This window comes from Mycobacterium sp. NPDC050441 (genome assembly GCF_040655355.1).
GTDB lineage: Bacteria > Actinomycetota > Actinomycetes > Mycobacteriales > Mycobacteriaceae > Mycobacterium.
Window position 1 is genome coordinate 620,848 of the sequence record NZ_JBFAJS010000002.1, and the last position, 15,728, is coordinate 636,575.

Genomic DNA, 15,728 nt, shown 5'->3' on the forward strand with positions numbered 1-15,728 from the left:
CGCTGAAACCACCATGTGGGCAACCCTTTTGCTGATGGCCATCGCGGTCAGCCTCGAACCTGTGCGGATCGGGCTGACCGTGCTCATGCTGAACCGGCCCCGACCCGTGCATCAGTTGCTGGCGTTCCTGTGCGGCGGGTTCCTGATGGGCCTGGTGGTCGGCGGGACGGCGTTGCTGGTTCTCGACGCCGCGCCGCTGGCCGCGGGCACGCTCACCGTGCCGAGGATGCAGATCGGGATCGGCATCCTCGCCTTGGTCGCCGCCGTGTTGGTGGCCGCCAACGTGGGTTCGCGTCGAGCCCGACCATCGCGGGTGGAGGCGGACGAGTCTTCCACCGGCAGTGTGGCGGTCGCGGCGCCTCGAGTGGGTCTGCGGGACCGGATACGTGCGGTCATGCAAGGTAATTCGCTGTGGGTAGCCGGCGTCAGCGGGCTGGGTATCGCGTTGCCGTCGGTCGACTACCTGGCGGCACTGGCCGTCATACACGCCTCCGGCGTCGCACCCGGCACACAGGTTGGCGCGGTGATCGCATTCAACCTGGTGGCCTTTGCGCTCGTCGAGATCCCACTCCTGAGTTACCTGATCGCCCCGCAACGTACGCTGGTGTGGATGACCCGCGTGCACACCTGGATCCGTTCGTGCACGCGGCGCGACGTGGCGATGATTCTTGCTGCGGCAGGCGCTTTGTTCATCACGATCGGCCTGCTGGGGATATGAGCGACGGCATGACACCGCCCGCAGTCGGTGCACGGAAGGGAGACGGCAGGATGCCTGGAGTCAACGGAGGACGTCGGCGCCGCGAAGCCGCCCGCGCTCGGAGCCGGTCGCTGCTGGCCGGATCCTTCGCCGTCGGTCTCGTCGCCGCGGGAACGGTATTCGGCGCCGGAACCGCCTCCGCCGAGACCGCGCTGATCTTCGGCGGCGCTCGCGGCCCCGGCATTCCGTGGGACCAGATCACCAACAAGGTGGGCCGCGGCTATTACCCGAACGCGAACCGGCGCATCGTCGAGTATCCCGCCGGGATGGTGTACGGCCGGTTGCCGGACAAGTTGTGGCCAGGCAATGACATCTCGACCGACAGCGTGGGCGACTCGGTGGACATCGGTGCGCGCAATCTGAAGACCGCGCTGCAGAACAGTCCCGGCCAGACCGTGGTGGTCGGCAACTCCGAGGGCGCGCTGGTGCTCAGCGAGGCGCTGGCGCGCCTGTCGCAGGATCCCGGTGCGCGCGCCGCAGAAGGCGTGTCCTTCACGCTGTTCGGGCCCCCGCAGTCGGTGACTCCGTTCAGCCATTCGGTCCTGTCGTCGCTGACGCCGGGAACGTACGTGCCGCTGATCGACTACACGGTGCGCGGTCCGGTGGAGAGTCAGTACGACACCACCTTGGTGGTGGGTGAATACGATTTCATCGCCGACTTCCCCGATCGGCCGGACAACTTCCTGGCGCTCGCGAATTCGCTTGTCGCGCTGGAGTATCTGCATACCGAGACCTCCTACAGTTCGCGCGATGAGATCCCGCCGCAGAACGTCTTCGTCACGGTCAACTCCCGGGGCGCAACGCAGACAATGCTTTTCCTGCCCACCAGACTCCTGCCGCTGACCCGACCGCTTCGCGACCTCGGCGTTCCCAACGAACTGGTCGACCAGCTCGATGGCGTGGTGCGGCCCATGGTGGATGCCGGCTACTCCCGTAACGACTATCCGGGCGCCCCGGCGACCGGTTTGGATCCCGTGGCCCGGGCCAACGTCGAGGATTGGTTGCGGCAGGCCGGCACAGGCCTGTCGGAACTGCCGGCACAGCAGGCCCCCGCGTCGCAGCCCACCATCAAGCTGAGCCGCACCGACCAGGAGAACGTCGACAAGGCGGTGCAGGGCATCAAGTTGAGTCCTACCGATCAGGCCAACATGGACAACGCGGCTCAGCAGGTGAAGAACCTGTTCCCGGGGATCGGCTAGCCGACTCGGCCTCAGTTGTCAGCCGGGCCCGGCTCAGTTTCCGGGCTCGGCTTCCTGCTTGGTGGCCACCTTCAGTCGGCTGCGCAGATGGGCGAGCTGACGTGTGACGAAATCCGAAGGCCACCAGTTCGCCCTCCCGATCAGCGTGGCGATCGCGGGCACGGTCAGGGTCCGCACCAGGAACGTGTCCAACAGAATCCCTACGCCCACCACGAACCCGGCTTGGACGACCGTGCTGATGCTGGCGAACAACAGCCCGAACATCGATGCGGCGAAGATGAGCCCGGCCGCGGTGATCACGCCACCGGTGGATCCGACGGTGCGGATCACGCCCGAGCGCACACCATTGGGCGACTCATCGCGGATTCGAGATATCAGTAGCAGGTTGTAATCGGCGCCGACAGCGACCAGCACGATAAAGGTCAGTGCCGGCACGCTCCAATGCAACTGTTGGCCAAGGACATACTGGAACATCAGGACACCGATGCCCAGGGCCGACAGGTAAGAGATCACCACCGAGCCGATCAGGTAGAGCGGCGCGACAAACGCACGCAACAGGACTACCAGGATCAGCAGCACGACCGCGATGGTGACCGCGATGATGAGCCTGATGTCGTGGTTGTAGAAGTCGCGGGTGTCGCGCAACATCGCCGGATATCCGGCGATCGACACCGAGGACCCTTCGAGCGCGGTGTTGGGCAGGGCGCCCCGCGCGGTGTCACCGATCGCGTTGACCAGGTTCATCGCCTCGGTGCCGAAGGGGTTGATATCCGTCTGGATCAGGTATCGCGCGGTATGGCCGTCCGGGGATATGAACGTCGCTGCGGCCTTACGGAATTCGTCCTGGGTCAGGATCTGTGCGGGCACGTAGAACCCGGACATCGGTGGGCTGGCGGCGTCGGTCTTCATATTGAGCAGGAATGCCGACGCCTCGTCGAGCCCCGATCCCATCCGCTTGGTCTCGGTGACCAGTAGCGAGACTCCGTCGGCGATCTGCCTGCTGGCGTCGGCGAGCGTATCGGCGCCGGTCTGCAGGGTGCTGAGCTGCGATCGCGCCTGGGCCGGATTGGCCAGTCCCATGGACTGCATGGATTTGCTCGCGGAATCGATGGTGGCGCTGAGCTTCTTGACCGTGTCGTCGAGGGTCTGCATGGAATCTGTCGCCCGCAGATCCCGCGCCAGGGCGGCGATCTTGTCGAACGTTCCGTCGGTACGGGCCGCGGCCAGCCGGCGCAGCGATCCGCGGGCCTCGAGACAGGCCGGGTCGGTGAGACAGACGGGGCTGGTGTCCAGCCCCCGCAGGACCGGATCGATCCACGGCATGCCGTTGGTCAGATCGGCGAAGTTCGTGTCGAGCGAGTCGCCGAGCGCCCGCATGCTGCTGACCAGCTTTGCCGCGCTGTCGATCTGCTGGAGCGTCGTGTTGCCGCCGACCTGCTTCTGCATCGTGGCCAACGCATCGACCAGGCCACGCGCTCCGGCCACGCCACGGGTGACCTGCGTGCGCACATCGAGCAGGCTGGTCGCCAGAGTATCGGCGCCGTCGGTGAGCCGGTTGAGATCGCTTGCACGCCCGTTGATCTGGGTGGACGCGTCGTTCAGCTTGGTTCCGACCTCGCCGGCCTGATAGCTCAGTCGGGCCTGCTGCAGCGATTCTCCCGTCGGCCGGGTGATCCCTCGCACGACCGCGATCCCGGGAAGCTGGCTCACCCGCTGGGCCATCTGTTCCAGGTCGGCCAGTGCCTGGGGCGTACGCAACTCGTTCGGGGACTGGATGATCAGGTACTGCGGAATGGCCGAGCTGATCGGGAAGTGGTCCTCCAGGGCCGCATAACCCATGGAGCTCTCAGCGTGCGCCGGCAGCGCTTTGCGGTCGTCGTAGTTGTACTGGACGAGGGTCGCGCAACTGGCCAGCGCCGCAAGGACAACCAGACTGGCGGCCAGATGGGACCACGGCCGGCGCACGATGCGTATGCCGGATCGTCGCCAGATCCGGCTCGTGAGGTCACGGCGCGGGGCGATCCAACCCCGGCGTCCGACGAGCACCATCACGGCCGGCAACATCGTCAACGCGGCCAGCAAGGCGATGCCGATGGCGACGGCCAGTGCGGTGCCGACGGTGGAGAACAGACCCAACTGAGCGAACATCATGCCCAAGAAGGTGACGGCCACCGTGGCGGCGGACGCGGCGATGACCTTGCCGATCGAGCCGAGTGCCTGCTCGACGGCGCAGTCGGATTCCAGTCCGTCGCGCAGATAGTCGTGATATCGGCTGATGAGGAATACGGCGTAGTCGGTCCCGGCGCCGGCCATCATGGCAGTCAGGAACACGACAGTCTGGTTGGAGATACCCATGCCCAGGTAAGCCAGGCCGGCGATCACGGATTGGGCGGTGACCAGCGATACCCCGATGGTGAGCAGGGGCAGCAGCATCGTGACCGGGTTTCGGTAGATGATCAGCAGGATCACCAGAACCATTCCGATCGTGGCGATCTCGATGGCCGTCGTGTCGCGTTCGCCGATGTCGGTGAGATCGGCGACGGTGGCGGCGGGACCGGTGAGGCTCGCGGTCAGCGATGCGCCCTGCACGCTGGTTTTGACGATGTCGGCGACGCGGGTATAGGACGCGTACGACTGTGGCGAACCGACATCGCCCGCGATGCCGACCGGCAGGATCCAGGCCTTGCCGTCCTTGCTGGCCATGATCTCGCGCAGGGGAGGGGCACTGATGAAGTCCTGCAGCATCACGACATCCGTGTCGTTCTTGCGCAGATTGTCGACGAGCGTGCGGTACGTCGCCTCATCGGCCGGGCCCAGGCCCTTGTCGTTGCTCAGGACAACCAACAGGACGTTCTCTGAGCCGGATTCGTGAAACGCCTCGGTCATCTCACGGGTGGCAACGGTGACGGGCGCGTGCGACGGCAGAATCGCGACCGGACGTTGCTGCACCATCAGCGTCAACGACGGGAACGTCAGCGGCAGGGCGGCCGCGATGGCCAGCCAGATTCCGATGACGACCCACGGCCATCGCACGATCACTGAGCCGAGCCGGACGAACAGCGAGGAGTGTTCGGCCGTGCTCGTAGATTCTGTCGGCGACGGCACTTTACGATCCTACGGGCGAGCGGTGGGGCAGCGGTCGGCGCCGCGGTGGCGATGAAATGATGTGTGCCTCGACCTCACCGATTGCTCGAAGACAGCCACCGCGTCTTGATCCGCCAGGAATGCGCGGACGCGAGTGCGAAGATCGCGCCGCAGCCGCAGGCGAAAATCCAGACCAGACGGCCGTTCTCGATGGGTTGCAGCGCCGGCACCAGCGACGTGACGATCCGGGTCGCGCACGCGAGCACGCCGCTGATCGAGGCGAACAGGTAGATGTTGGCGATGCGGCGTGATCGCGGATCCTTGCGCAGGATCAGCATGGCGCGTGCCCCGTAACCCAGCAGGTAGATCAGGGTGCCGCACAGGATGATCCAGTACACGCTCAGCCAGAAGTCGGTGGGTACCTGGAAGAAGTCGGCCCGGTACACCGCCGCACCGTTACCCATCGAGAAGGTGGCCAGCAGGACCGGGATGCAGATCGTGGCCGGACGCTCGACGTACTGCTTGAACGAGCGCTGCATCGCATTGTCGTCTTGGAGTCGGCCAAGGGAGTTGTAGACGATCGCCGACGCCGCCACGATGTAGCAGTCGTGCCCGATGTAGTCCTCGACGTTCCACTTGCCCGTCAGCTCGTACAGCACGTGCCCGATCGTCGCCGAGGCCCAGGGCGACATCAGCAGCACGGCCAGGCCCTGTAGCGCGATGTTCAGGGTGGCGGCCACTTCCCACCGGCACGACCAGGTGACTCTCCTGATCCACAGGCTCCACATGATGCAGGCCAGTGTGATGAGGATGAGCGTGGCGACGGACATAAGACTTTGCCTCGGACGGTGTTGCGGTTCAGCTGTCGTGCGGGTTGCTTACAGCGGGGGAGCGTCGGATCGTGGGGTCAGTTCGGACAGTCTCCTGGGACGGTGGACGGCCGGCCGAACACGGGTGGCCGTGTCGGCGGGAGCCACCGTCACCGGCGACGATTCCATGTAGTGCCAGACCTCCTGGCGGCTCATCAGCCCGAACCGGATCTGCAGGTCGGGGTAGCTGAGATGGAAGCGGTCGGCCACCTGCCGTAATTCCTCGGCATTCGGATAGTCGGCTTCCTTCACCCGCCGGTAATACGTGCTGCTGGACACGCCCAGCGCGCTGTACACGGCCTTGGCGTCGACCTCGCCATCCAGCAGATAGTCGAGCAGGGCCTTGAGTTGCCTGCCGTTCTCGTCGGTTCGCGGCATCAGAACACCATAGACCCCAAACCCGGACTTGGTCACAGCGAACCACAGCAAAGCCAGCAACTGCGTTATTGACAATGGTGTCAGACTTTTGGCACAGCTCTCCCATTTTTGGGACTCTCTGGCTAACGTGACATATATGTCTGTTTCCGTCCTGCACGACGCATATGGCACGAGTTCGTGGATTGCCGACTACGGCACCGCAGGACCTCCCGCTGCCGCAGATATGGCCACGGTGTCCAGTTCGCTGGACGATGTGTTGTCCGCGGAACTGCACGAAGCCCGAATCGCGCTCGGTTGCACCGCCGAGGAGCTGCTGTTGGCCGCTCTGGGCCGGACAGTCGCCCGCACGATCGGTGACGGGGTGCTGATCATCGACGTCGTGAGCGGTCCTGAGCGGGCCGGATATCGCCGCGTCGGTGTGTCCTGCGTGTCGCATCGTGGCCTGTCGGGCTCCGAATTGCTCGACGCGGCACGTCCGGGCGCCGGCAGCGGTGCCCATCCGTCGGCGGACATGGGCTTCGCCTACGGCGAGGGGCCGCGGGCGGGCCAGTGCGAACATCCGCTCGCACTGCACATCCACCACGACAGCGCCACCACCATGCGTCTGGACTGGCGGTTCGACAGTCGCGGATTCGACCATTGCACGGTGCAGGAACTGACCGAGCAGTTCCCGCTGGCACTCATCGAGGTCACCTCCGGTTAGGTGTGATTTCCCGGCGATTTGCGGTGCTCATTTAGACTGGGCGCATCGGCGCTGATCCGGCCATCACCGGGGAGCCTTCGGAAGAACAGCTGCAGGATTCGAGTGCACTAGATCCGCAGTCCAGTAGAACCGGACGGTTGGGCTCGTGATCGCCTGAAAGTTGAGCGGCGCGCTGCGATGCAGCGCGCAAGCGGGGTGGTACCGCGGCGCTTGCGCACCCGCGCGACGTCGTCCCCGTGCCTTGAGCGTGTTGAGCTGTTGAACTCGGCACCGGCACAGGAGACGAGACGTGAGCGCCTATCCCAAGCCCGCCGCACCGAATTTTCCGGAGCGCGAACTTGAGGTGCTGGACTACTGGGCCAGCGACGACACCTTCCGGGCCAGCATCGCGCGCCGCGACGATGCCGAGGAATATGTCTTCTACGACGGGCCGCCGTTCGCCAACGGTCTGCCGCACTACGGCCACCTGCTGACGGGTTACGTCAAGGACATCGTGCCGCGCTACCGCACGATGCGCGGCTACAAGGTGGAGCGCCGGTTCGGGTGGGACACCCACGGTCTGCCCGCCGAACTCGAGGTGCAGCGCCAGCTCGGCATCGCGGACAAGGCCCAGATCGAAGAGATGGGCATCGAGAAGTTCAATGCGGCCTGCCGCGCCTCGGTGCTGAAGTACACAGACGAATGGCGTGCCTACGTCACACGTCAGGCCCGTTGGGTGGACTTCGACAACGACTACAAGACCCTCGACCCGACTTTCATGGAGTCGGTGATCTGGGCCTTCAAGCAGCTGTGGGACAAGGGTCTGGCCTACGAGGGCAACCGCGTCCTGCCGTACTGCTGGAACGACGAGACCCCGTTGTCCAACCATGAGCTTCGCATGGACGACGACGTCTACCAGAGCCGCCAGGATCCGGCGGTCACGGTCGGCTTCACCGTGACCGACGGCCCGCTGAAGGGTGCGCACCTGCTGATCTGGACTACGACGCCGTGGACCTTGCCGTCCAACCAGGCCGTCGCCGTCAACCCGGACATCGACTATGTCCTGGTGCAGGGCTCCGACGGGCGGCGTTACGTGTTGGCCCAGGCCCGGCTCGCGGCGTACGCCCGTGAGCTCGGGGAGGAACCCGAGGTTCTCGGCAGTTACGCCGGGCGGGATCTGCTCGGGACCCGGTACCTGCCGCCGTTCGCCTACTTCATGGACGCGCCCAACTCGTTCCAGGTGCTCGCGGCCGACTTCGTCAGCACCGAGGACGGCACGGGCATCGTGCACATGGCCCCCGCCTACGGCGAGGACGACAAGGCCACCGCCGACACCGCCGACATCGTGGCGGTCACTCCGGTGGACTCGAAGGGACGCTTCGACGCGTCCGTACCCGATTACGCGGGCCAGCACGTCTTCGAGGCCAATTCGCAGATCATCCGTGATCTCAAGAACGGTGACGGGCCTGCCGCGGCCAACGGCGCGGTGCTGCTGCGGCACGAAACCTACGAGCACTCGTATCCGCACTGCTGGCGATGCCGCAACCCGTTGATCTACCGCGCGGTGTCGTCCTGGTTCATCAAGGTCACCGACTTCCGGGACCGGATGGTCGAGCTCAACCAGCAGATCACCTGGTATCCCGAACACGTCAAGGACGGGCAGTTCGGCAAATGGCTCTCCAATGCACGCGACTGGTCGGTATCGCGAAACCGATACTGGGGCAGCCCCATCCCGGTGTGGAAGTCCGATGATCCGGCCTATCCGCGGATCGATGTCTACGGCAGCCTCGACGAGCTCGAGCGCGATTTCGGTGTGCGGCCGACCGATCTGCACCGGCCGTTCATCGATGAGCTGACGCGGCCGAACCCGGATGACCCGACCGGCAAGTCGACCATGCGCCGGATCGAGGACGTGTTCGACGTGTGGTTCGACTCCGGCTCGATGCCGTACGCCCAGGTGCACTATCCGTTCGAGAACCAGGAGTGGTTCGACGGTGTCAAGGGTGCAGACGCCCATTTCCCGGGCGATTTCATCGTCGAGTACATCGGCCAGACGCGCGGCTGGTTCTACACCATGCACGTGTTGGCCACCGCACTGTTCGACAAGCCGGCATTCAAAACCTGTGTGGCGCACGGGATCGTGCTGGGCAACGACGGCCAGAAGATGAGCAAGTCGCTGCGCAACTATCCCGATGTCAGCGAGGTCTTCGACCGCGACGGCTCCGACGCCATGCGCTGGTTCCTGATGGCCTCGCCGATCCTGCGCGGCGGCAACCTGATCGTCACCGAGCAGGGCATCCGTGAAGGCGTGCGCCAGGTGCTGCTGCCGTTGTGGAACGCCTACAGCTTCCTGGCGCTTTACGCGCCGAAGAAGGGCACCTGGCGGACCGATTCGGACAATGTGCTCGACCGCTACATCCTGGCCAAGCTGGCCCAGTTGCGTGACGATCTCACCGTCTCGTTGGATACCTGCGACATCTCCGGGGCCTGCGACGAACTGCGGCAGTTCACCGAGGCGTTGACGAACTGGTATGTGCGCCGGTCACGTTCGCGCTTCTGGGAAGAGGACTCCGACGCCATCGACACCTTGCACACCGTGCTCGAGGTGACCTGCAGGCTGGCCGCACCCCTCTTGCCGTTGGCCACCGAGGTGATCTGGCGGGGCCTGACCGGTGAGCGCTCGGTGCATCTGACCGACTGGCCCGAAGCCGACGTGCTGCCCAAGGACGCCGATCTGGTGGCCGCGATGGACCGGGTACGCGAGGTGTGCTCGGTCGGGTCGTCGCTGCGCAAGGCCAAGAAGCTGCGGGTGCGCCTGCCCCTGCCGAAGCTGACTGTGGCGCTGAATGATTCGGTGAACCCTGCGGCACTCGTGCCGTTCGCCGATCTGATCGCAGACGAACTCAACGTCAAGGCGGTGGAGTTGACCGACGACATCGACACCTATGGCAAGTTCGACCTGGCCGTCAATGCCCGCGTCGCCGGCCCGCGGATCGGCAAGGACGTGCAGGCCGCGATCAAGGCCGTCAAGTCGGGGGAGGGCGTCGTCAACCCCGACGGCACCCTGACCGCAGGCCCGGTGGTGCTGCAACCCGAGGAGTACACCGCCAAACTGGTTGCGGCCGACCCGGAATGGACCGCGGCTCTCCCCGACGGTGCGGGCCTGGTGGTGCTCGACGGAACGGTCACCGAGGAACTCGAGGCCGAGGGTTGGGCCAAGGACCGGATCCGCGAACTGCAGGAACTGCGCAAGTCGACCGGCCTTGAGGTGTCCGACCGCATCGTCGTGCAGATGTCGGTGCCGGCTCAGTACGAGCCGTGGGCCCGGACCCACAGGGATCTCATCGCCGGTGAAATCCTGGCCACCGGTTTCGAATTCGGCGACGTCGCCGACGGTGCCGAGATCGGGGACGGGGTACGGGTCGCGATCGAAAGAGCGTGAGGCGGCCGGATCAGGGACCGGTCACCCGCGCTGTGCGGCCGGCGAGCGAGACAATGTCGCCCGGGCGTAGCTGGCGGCCGCGGCGGATTTCGACCTCGCCGTTGACAGTGACCAGACCGTCGGCGATGACGGACTTGGCGTCGGCGCCGCTGTCGATCAGGGATGCAAGCTTGAGAAACTGTCCCAGGCGAATCGACTCGTCCCTGATCGGTACGTCATCCGGCGTCATGCAGGTCAGGCTAGCGCCATAGCATCAGCAGCTATGAACGGCGCCGAGGTCAAGGGCGCGGGCGGACGCTGGGTGCTGCACCTGGACATGGACGCGTTCTTCGCGTCGGTCGAGCAGTTGACCCGTCCCACCCTGCGCGGCCGGCCCGTCCTGGTCGGAGGACTGGGCGGACGCGGCGTGGTGGCCGGGGCCAGCTACGAGGCGCGCCGGTGGGGCGCACGTTCGGCGATGCCGATGCACCAGGCCCGACGGCTCGTCGGCGCCCCCGCGGTGGTGCTGCCGCCCCGTGGGGCGGTCTACGGCGTGGCGAGCCGTCGCGCCCTGGATACCGTGCGCAGCGTCGTCCCGGTGCTCGAGCAGCTGTCTTTCGACGAGGCGTTCGGTGAACCGGTTGAACTTGCCGGCGCCACCGGGGCAGATGTCGAGCAGTTCTGCCAGCAGTTGCGGGCCAAAGTGCGCGAGCAGACCGGTCTGGTGGCCTCGGTGGGAGCCGGCTCGGGAAAGCAGATCGCCAAGATCGCTTCCGGGCTGGCCAAGCCGGACGGGATCCGGATCGTCCGCCGCGACGAGGAGGCGCGGTTGCTCGACGGCCTGCCGGTGCGCAAGTTGTGGGGGATCGGCCCGGTGGCCGAGGAGAAGCTGCACCGGCTCGGTATCGAGACGGTGGGCGCGCTGGCCGCGCTGTCGGATGCCGAAGCCGCCAGTGTGCTCGGCACGGCGGTGGGTGCCGCGCTGCATCGTCTGGCTCGCGGAATCGATGACCGCCCGGTGACCGAGCGAGCCGAGGCCAAGCAGATCAGCGCGGAATCGACTTTTCCAGAGGACCTCACCACGCTTCGCCAGTTGCAGGATGCGATCGGCCCGATCGGCGAGCATGCGCATCGGCGCCTGGAGAAGGACGGTCGCGGCGCTCGCACCGTGACGGTCAAGCTGAAGAAGTCGGACATGAGTACGCTGACTCGCTCGGCCACCCTGGCCTATGCCACCACCGAGGCAGCCACCCTGATCGGCACCGCTCGCAGGCTGCTGCTCGACCCGGTGGAGATCGGCCCCATTCGCCTTGTCGGCGTGGGCTTTTCAGGGCTGTCCGACAGCAGACAGGAATCCTTGTTCCCGGACCTGGATCAACCGGACGAGGTCTTCGACTCCCACGATCAGGCCACCGAAGCGGCCAAGGTCACTCCCACGGGCTGGCGCATCGGCGACGATGTGGCGCACCCCGACCACGGTCACGGCTGGGTTCAGGGCGCCGGGCACGGCGTGATGACCGTTCGCTTCGAAACCCGGGCCAGCGGACCCGGCCCGGCCCGCACTTTTCCCGACGACACGCCCGGTTTCAGCCGGGCTGATCCCGTCGACAGCCTGGACTGGGGTGACTATCTCAGCGGACTGGCCGACTACCAGAGCACGCCGTAGGTGGCGCTCAAGACGAAGCCGTGTTCGCCGTAGGTCTTGCACGTCACCGTGCCCTGACGGCCGACACCACAGCTGGCGCCCCAATTCTCCAGACGGTGGCCCTCGGGCAGCACGTCGACGTCTCGGGTGAACGATGTGGTGTCGGAGTGCCGGTAGGAGGCGGGGCCGCCACTGTTGACGACGATCTGGTTGCTGCCGGCCGGTGCGTCGATCGGCACAGCGTCACAACCCACCGGACCGCCGTTGGGGCCGATCCCGCAGTGCCGACCATCCGGGGTTCGGAAGAACACGCCGTAGAAGTCGGTGGGCGAGCTGTAGTGACCCTGTGCGATCGGATAACTGTCGATCTCGTCGGCACCGAGTGGTGGCTCGGCGGCGGCGGTCGGGACCGGGCACAGCGTCAATAGACCGACCGCGGTGGTTGCGATGAGGTGCCGGCGCATAGGTTCCATTCAACCGGCGTCGTCAACCCCGGCGACCGACTTGAGTGGCTCCGGCTACCAGAGCACGCCGGAAGCGGCATCGAGCGAAAAGCCATGCCGGCCGGAGGTTTTGCAGATCACCACACCCTGCTCGCCGATACCGCAGCTGGCGCCCCAGTTCTCCAGGCGGTAACCGACGGGCAACACGTCGACTTCGCGGGTGAAGGACGCCGTCCCTGAATATCGGTAGGACGCGGGCGCTCCGCTCTCGACGAAGGTCTGGTTGGTTCCCGCCGGAGCGTCCCCGGGAACCGCGTCGCAGCCGACGGGGCCGCGGTTGGGACGGATTCCGCAGAATCGGCCGTCCGGAGTTCGGAAGAACATCCCGTAGGAGTCGGTGGGCGAGCTGTAGTTGCCCTCCGCGATGGGGTAGCCGTCGATTTCCTCGACGCCGGGCGGCGAGGGCAGAGCCGCCGCGGTCGGGAGCGGACCGAGCAGCGACAAGCCGACGGCAGCTGCCGCCGCAATGTGGAAACGCACGTTCTCTATTTGAGCACAGGTCGTCAACCCCAGGCGTCGACGACCTCTGAGACGGGTCGCCCCGAAACCAGTGCGGCCATCAGCAGAACCCTTGCCTGCGCCGGGCGCAGCGACGGGACCACGATGGCGCCGGCGTCGACCAACCGCCGGCCGGGTCCGTACTGCGCGGCGACCGGGCCGTCGGGAACCCGGGTCGATACCGCGATGACGACCCCGTTGCGGCAGTGCCTGCTGACCCCGTCGATCATCGCGCTTCCCGCATTGCCCGAACCCATCGCCTGGAGTACGACGGCCTGTGCCCCGGCGGCGACGCAGGCGTCCAGGGCGGTCGCGTCACCTCCCGGGTACGCCGCGACGATATCGACGCGCGGGGCCGACGCGGCGGCCAGAGCGCCGAGAAAAGCACGGTCTTCGGCGTCCGTGATCTCACACCGCCCGTCGGTGATGGTTCCGAGCGCGTGGCCGGTGAAGGCGTTCAGCTCATGGGTATGCCGCTTACGCAGGCCCAGCGGCTGCCACACCGTGCCGGCGAAGCACACTGCCACCCCGAGATCCCTGGCCTGCGGACTGGACGCGACGGCGATGGCATCACGCAGATTGCCCGGGCCGTCGGCGTCCGGCGCGTCCGCGCTGCGTTGCGACCCGGTCAGCACCACGGGCACGGCTCCGCCGTAGGTGAGGTCCAGCCACAGCGCGGTTTCCTCCATGGTGTCGGTGCCATGGGTGATGACCACGCCGTCGGCCCGGGCCGCTGCGGCGCGGGCCGCCTCCCCGATCTCGTCCCAGTCCGCGGGTGTCAGCAATGCGCTGTCGGTCGCCGGCAGATCCACGATCTCGACGTCCGTGTCACCGGCCAGCCCGGCCGTCAACTCGGCCCCGGTGCGCGTCGGATGGCGGACTCCGGCGCCGTCGGTGCTGGTCGAGATGGTGCCGCCGGTGGTGATCACGACGATGTGCCTGCGCGGCACCACGGGCCCTGTCACGGTCTCCATCACGGTCCAGATTGTCCCGCAATTGTCCCGCCTCGACTGTTTGGGATGATGGGGGAGTGACTGATGAAACGTCAGGCCCGGTAGAGCCGGTGACCGACGCAACCGGGGATGCCAAACCATCCCCTGTAACCGCTGCTCCGCCCCGGCGGCGGCTGCGTCTGCTGCTCACCGTCGCCGCAGTCGTGCTGTTCATCGACGTGGTGACCAAGGTGCTCGCCGTGCGCCTGCTGACGCCCGGACAGCCGGTGTCGATCATCGGTGACACCGTGACCTGGACGTTGGTACGCAACTCCGGTGCGGCGTTCTCGATGGCAACCGGATACACCTGGGTATTGACCCTCGTCGCGACCGGCGTGGTGATCGGAATCGTCTGGATGGGTCGCCGACTGGTGTCTCCGTGGTGGGCGATCGGTCTCGGCATGATCCTGGGCGGTGCGACCGGAAACCTGATCGACCGCTTCTTCCGTGCGCCCGGACCGCTGCGCGGTCACGTGGTGGACTTCTTCTCTGTCGGATGGTGGCCGGTGTTCAACGTGGCCGATCCGGCCGTGGTCGGCGGCGCGATCCTGTTGGTGGCGCTGTCGTTGTTCGGGTTCGACTTCGATACCGTCGGGCGCCGGCGCCTGAACGACACCACGGACGGCGATGCACCGGCGAAATCCGAATCGGCTGGCGCTGACGACGTTCCGGCCGACGACGATCACGACGATCAGGTCGCGGAGGCCGGTGACACCGAGCCGGTGACACCATCGGACGAGTCGAGCGCGGTCGGGCGCCAGGCCGAGACGTCATAGTGACGACTCGGTCGATGCCGGTGCCCGAGGGCCTGGCGGGAATGCGGGTCGACGCCGGCCTGGCCCGGCTGCTCGGGCTGTCGCGCACCGCGGTGGCAGCCATGGCCGAGGACGGCGGTGTCGATATCGACGGCGCGCCTGCCGCGAAGTCCGACAAGCTCGTCGCGGGGGCCTGGCTGGAGGTTCGGCTGCCTGAGGCGCCCGCCCCGGTCGAGAACACCCCGGTCGACATCGAGGGCATGGGCATCCTCTACTCCGACGACGACATCGTGGCGGTGGACAAGCCTCCGGGGGTGGCCGCGCACGCCACGGTGGGCTGGCACGGTCCGACGGTGCTGGGCGGGTTGGCCGCTGCCGGGTTCCGGATCAGCACCTCGGGTATCCACGAACGCCAGGGCATCGTGCACCGACTCGACGTCGGAACCTCCGGAGTCATGGTGGTGGCGTTGTCAGAGCGGGCATACACAGTGCTCAAACGGGCGTTCAAGGAACGCACCGTGGACAAGCGCTATCACGCGCTGGTGCAGGGGCACCCCGATCCGTCGAGCGGAACCATCGATGCCCCGATCGGGCGGCATCGCGGTCACGACTGGAAGTTCGCGGTCGTCGACGGCGGACGGCACAGCATCACCCACTACGACACCGTGGAGGCGTTCCAGGCCGCCAGCCTGCTGGACATCCATCTGGAGACCGGCCGCACGCATCAGATCCGCGTGCATTTCGCCGCGCTACACCACCCGTGTTGCGGTGACTTGACCTACGGAGCCGACCCCACGTTGGCGAAAAGGCTTGGGCTGGAACGTCAATGGTTGCATGCCCGCTCACTGGCCTTCGCCCATCCGGCTGACGGCCGGCGCATCGAGATCACCAGTCCGTATCCGGCTGACCTGCAGGCCGCCCTCGACGCTCTGCGCCGCCACTAGC

The 15,728-nt window shown here is 66.5% G+C and carries 14 protein-coding genes; 7 read left to right on the forward strand and 7 right to left on the reverse strand.

Translation table 11 applies throughout. The features are described from left to right. The first annotated feature begins 13 nt into the window (after positions 1 to 13). Together AB0I14_RS08040 and AB0I14_RS08045 are read left to right on the forward strand one after the other, a co-directional pair. Positions 14 to 718: a GAP family protein gene (locus AB0I14_RS08040; RefSeq protein WP_358018464.1), complete on the forward strand. Its 705-nt coding sequence runs from the start codon at positions 14 to 16 to the stop codon at positions 716 to 718. 50 nt (positions 719 to 768) lie between these two features. Beyond that, on the forward strand, positions 769 to 1,956 hold the full coding sequence (locus AB0I14_RS08045) for a PE-PPE domain-containing protein (protein ID WP_358018467.1): 1,188 nt from the start codon (positions 769 to 771) through the stop codon (positions 1,954 to 1,956). 33 nt (positions 1,957 to 1,989) lie between these two features. Here the strand turns inward: AB0I14_RS08045 and AB0I14_RS08050 are convergent, their stop codons facing one another. The 3 genes from AB0I14_RS08050 to AB0I14_RS08060 all read right to left on the reverse strand — a co-directional run bounded on the left by AB0I14_RS08050 (position 1,990) and on the right by AB0I14_RS08060 (position 6,287). Next, positions 1,990 to 5,016: an RND family transporter gene (locus tag AB0I14_RS08050; RefSeq protein ID WP_358019046.1), complete on the reverse strand. Its 3,027-nt coding sequence runs from the start codon at positions 5,014 to 5,016 to the stop codon at positions 1,990 to 1,992. Positions 5,017 to 5,135: 119 nt separating this feature from the next. Beyond that, the gene (locus tag AB0I14_RS08055) at positions 5,136 to 5,870 is read right to left on the reverse strand and encodes a hypothetical protein (RefSeq protein WP_358018470.1); all 735 of its coding nucleotides are present in this window, start codon (positions 5,868 to 5,870) and stop codon (positions 5,136 to 5,138) included. Between the two features lie 48 nt (positions 5,871 to 5,918). Further along, positions 5,919 to 6,287, reverse strand: coding sequence for an XRE family transcriptional regulator (locus tag AB0I14_RS08060; protein WP_358018473.1), 369 nt, complete (start codon positions 6,285 to 6,287; stop codon positions 5,919 to 5,921). A 136-nt stretch (positions 6,288 to 6,423) separates the two neighbouring features. Between AB0I14_RS08060 and AB0I14_RS08065 the strand changes: the two genes are divergently transcribed. Beyond that, positions 6,424 to 6,990 carry a hypothetical protein gene (locus AB0I14_RS08065; RefSeq protein WP_358018476.1) on the forward strand — a complete coding sequence of 189 codons (567 nt, stop codon included), beginning with the start codon at positions 6,424 to 6,426 and terminating at the stop codon, positions 6,988 to 6,990. Between the two features lie 289 nt (positions 6,991 to 7,279). Then, positions 7,280 to 10,411: an isoleucine--tRNA ligase gene (ileS, locus tag AB0I14_RS08070; protein ID WP_358018480.1), complete on the forward strand. Its 3,132-nt coding sequence runs from the start codon at positions 7,280 to 7,282 to the stop codon at positions 10,409 to 10,411. A gap of 10 nt (positions 10,412 to 10,421) precedes the next feature. On the opposite strand, the gene AB0I14_RS08075 is transcribed toward ileS, so the two are convergent. Beyond that, entirely contained in the window at positions 10,422 to 10,640 is a 219-nt protein-coding gene (locus AB0I14_RS08075; RefSeq protein ID WP_358018483.1) for an RNA-binding S4 domain-containing protein, read from the reverse strand. Positions 10,641 to 10,712: 72 nt separating this feature from the next. Here AB0I14_RS08075 and AB0I14_RS08080 point away from each other — a divergent pair, with 72 nt between their 5' ends. Next, on the forward strand, positions 10,713 to 12,056 hold the full coding sequence (locus tag AB0I14_RS08080) for a DNA polymerase IV (protein ID WP_358019049.1): 1,344 nt from the start codon (positions 10,713 to 10,715) through the stop codon (positions 12,054 to 12,056). Here the strand turns inward: AB0I14_RS08080 and AB0I14_RS08085 are convergent. The 3 genes from AB0I14_RS08085 to AB0I14_RS08095 are packed head-to-tail and all read right to left on the reverse strand — an operon-like array spanning position 12,038 to position 14,010. Continuing rightward, positions 12,038 to 12,499 carry a hypothetical protein gene (locus AB0I14_RS08085; protein WP_358018486.1) on the reverse strand — a complete coding sequence of 154 codons (462 nt, stop codon included), beginning with the start codon at positions 12,497 to 12,499 and terminating at the stop codon, positions 12,038 to 12,040. The genes AB0I14_RS08080 and AB0I14_RS08085 overlap by 19 nt on opposite strands. A gap of 54 nt (positions 12,500 to 12,553) precedes the next feature. After that, on the reverse strand, positions 12,554 to 13,027 hold the full coding sequence (locus tag AB0I14_RS08090; protein WP_358019052.1) for a hypothetical protein: 474 nt from the start codon (positions 13,025 to 13,027) through the stop codon (positions 12,554 to 12,556). A gap of 14 nt (positions 13,028 to 13,041) precedes the next feature. Next, positions 13,042 to 14,010, reverse strand: coding sequence for an asparaginase (locus AB0I14_RS08095; protein WP_358018489.1), 969 nt, complete (start codon positions 14,008 to 14,010; stop codon positions 13,042 to 13,044). A gap of 56 nt (positions 14,011 to 14,066) precedes the next feature. Between AB0I14_RS08095 and lspA the strand changes: the two genes are divergently transcribed. Both lspA and AB0I14_RS08105 read left to right on the forward strand, forming a co-directional pair. After that, the gene (lspA, locus tag AB0I14_RS08100; protein ID WP_358018492.1) at positions 14,067 to 14,804 is read left to right on the forward strand and encodes a signal peptidase II; all 738 of its coding nucleotides are present in this window, start codon (positions 14,067 to 14,069) and stop codon (positions 14,802 to 14,804) included. Then, positions 14,804 to 15,727: an RluA family pseudouridine synthase gene (locus AB0I14_RS08105; RefSeq protein WP_358018495.1), complete on the forward strand. Its 924-nt coding sequence runs from the start codon at positions 14,804 to 14,806 to the stop codon at positions 15,725 to 15,727. The genes lspA and AB0I14_RS08105 overlap by 1 nt, the downstream gene beginning before the upstream one ends. Position 15,728 lies beyond the last annotated feature (1 nt).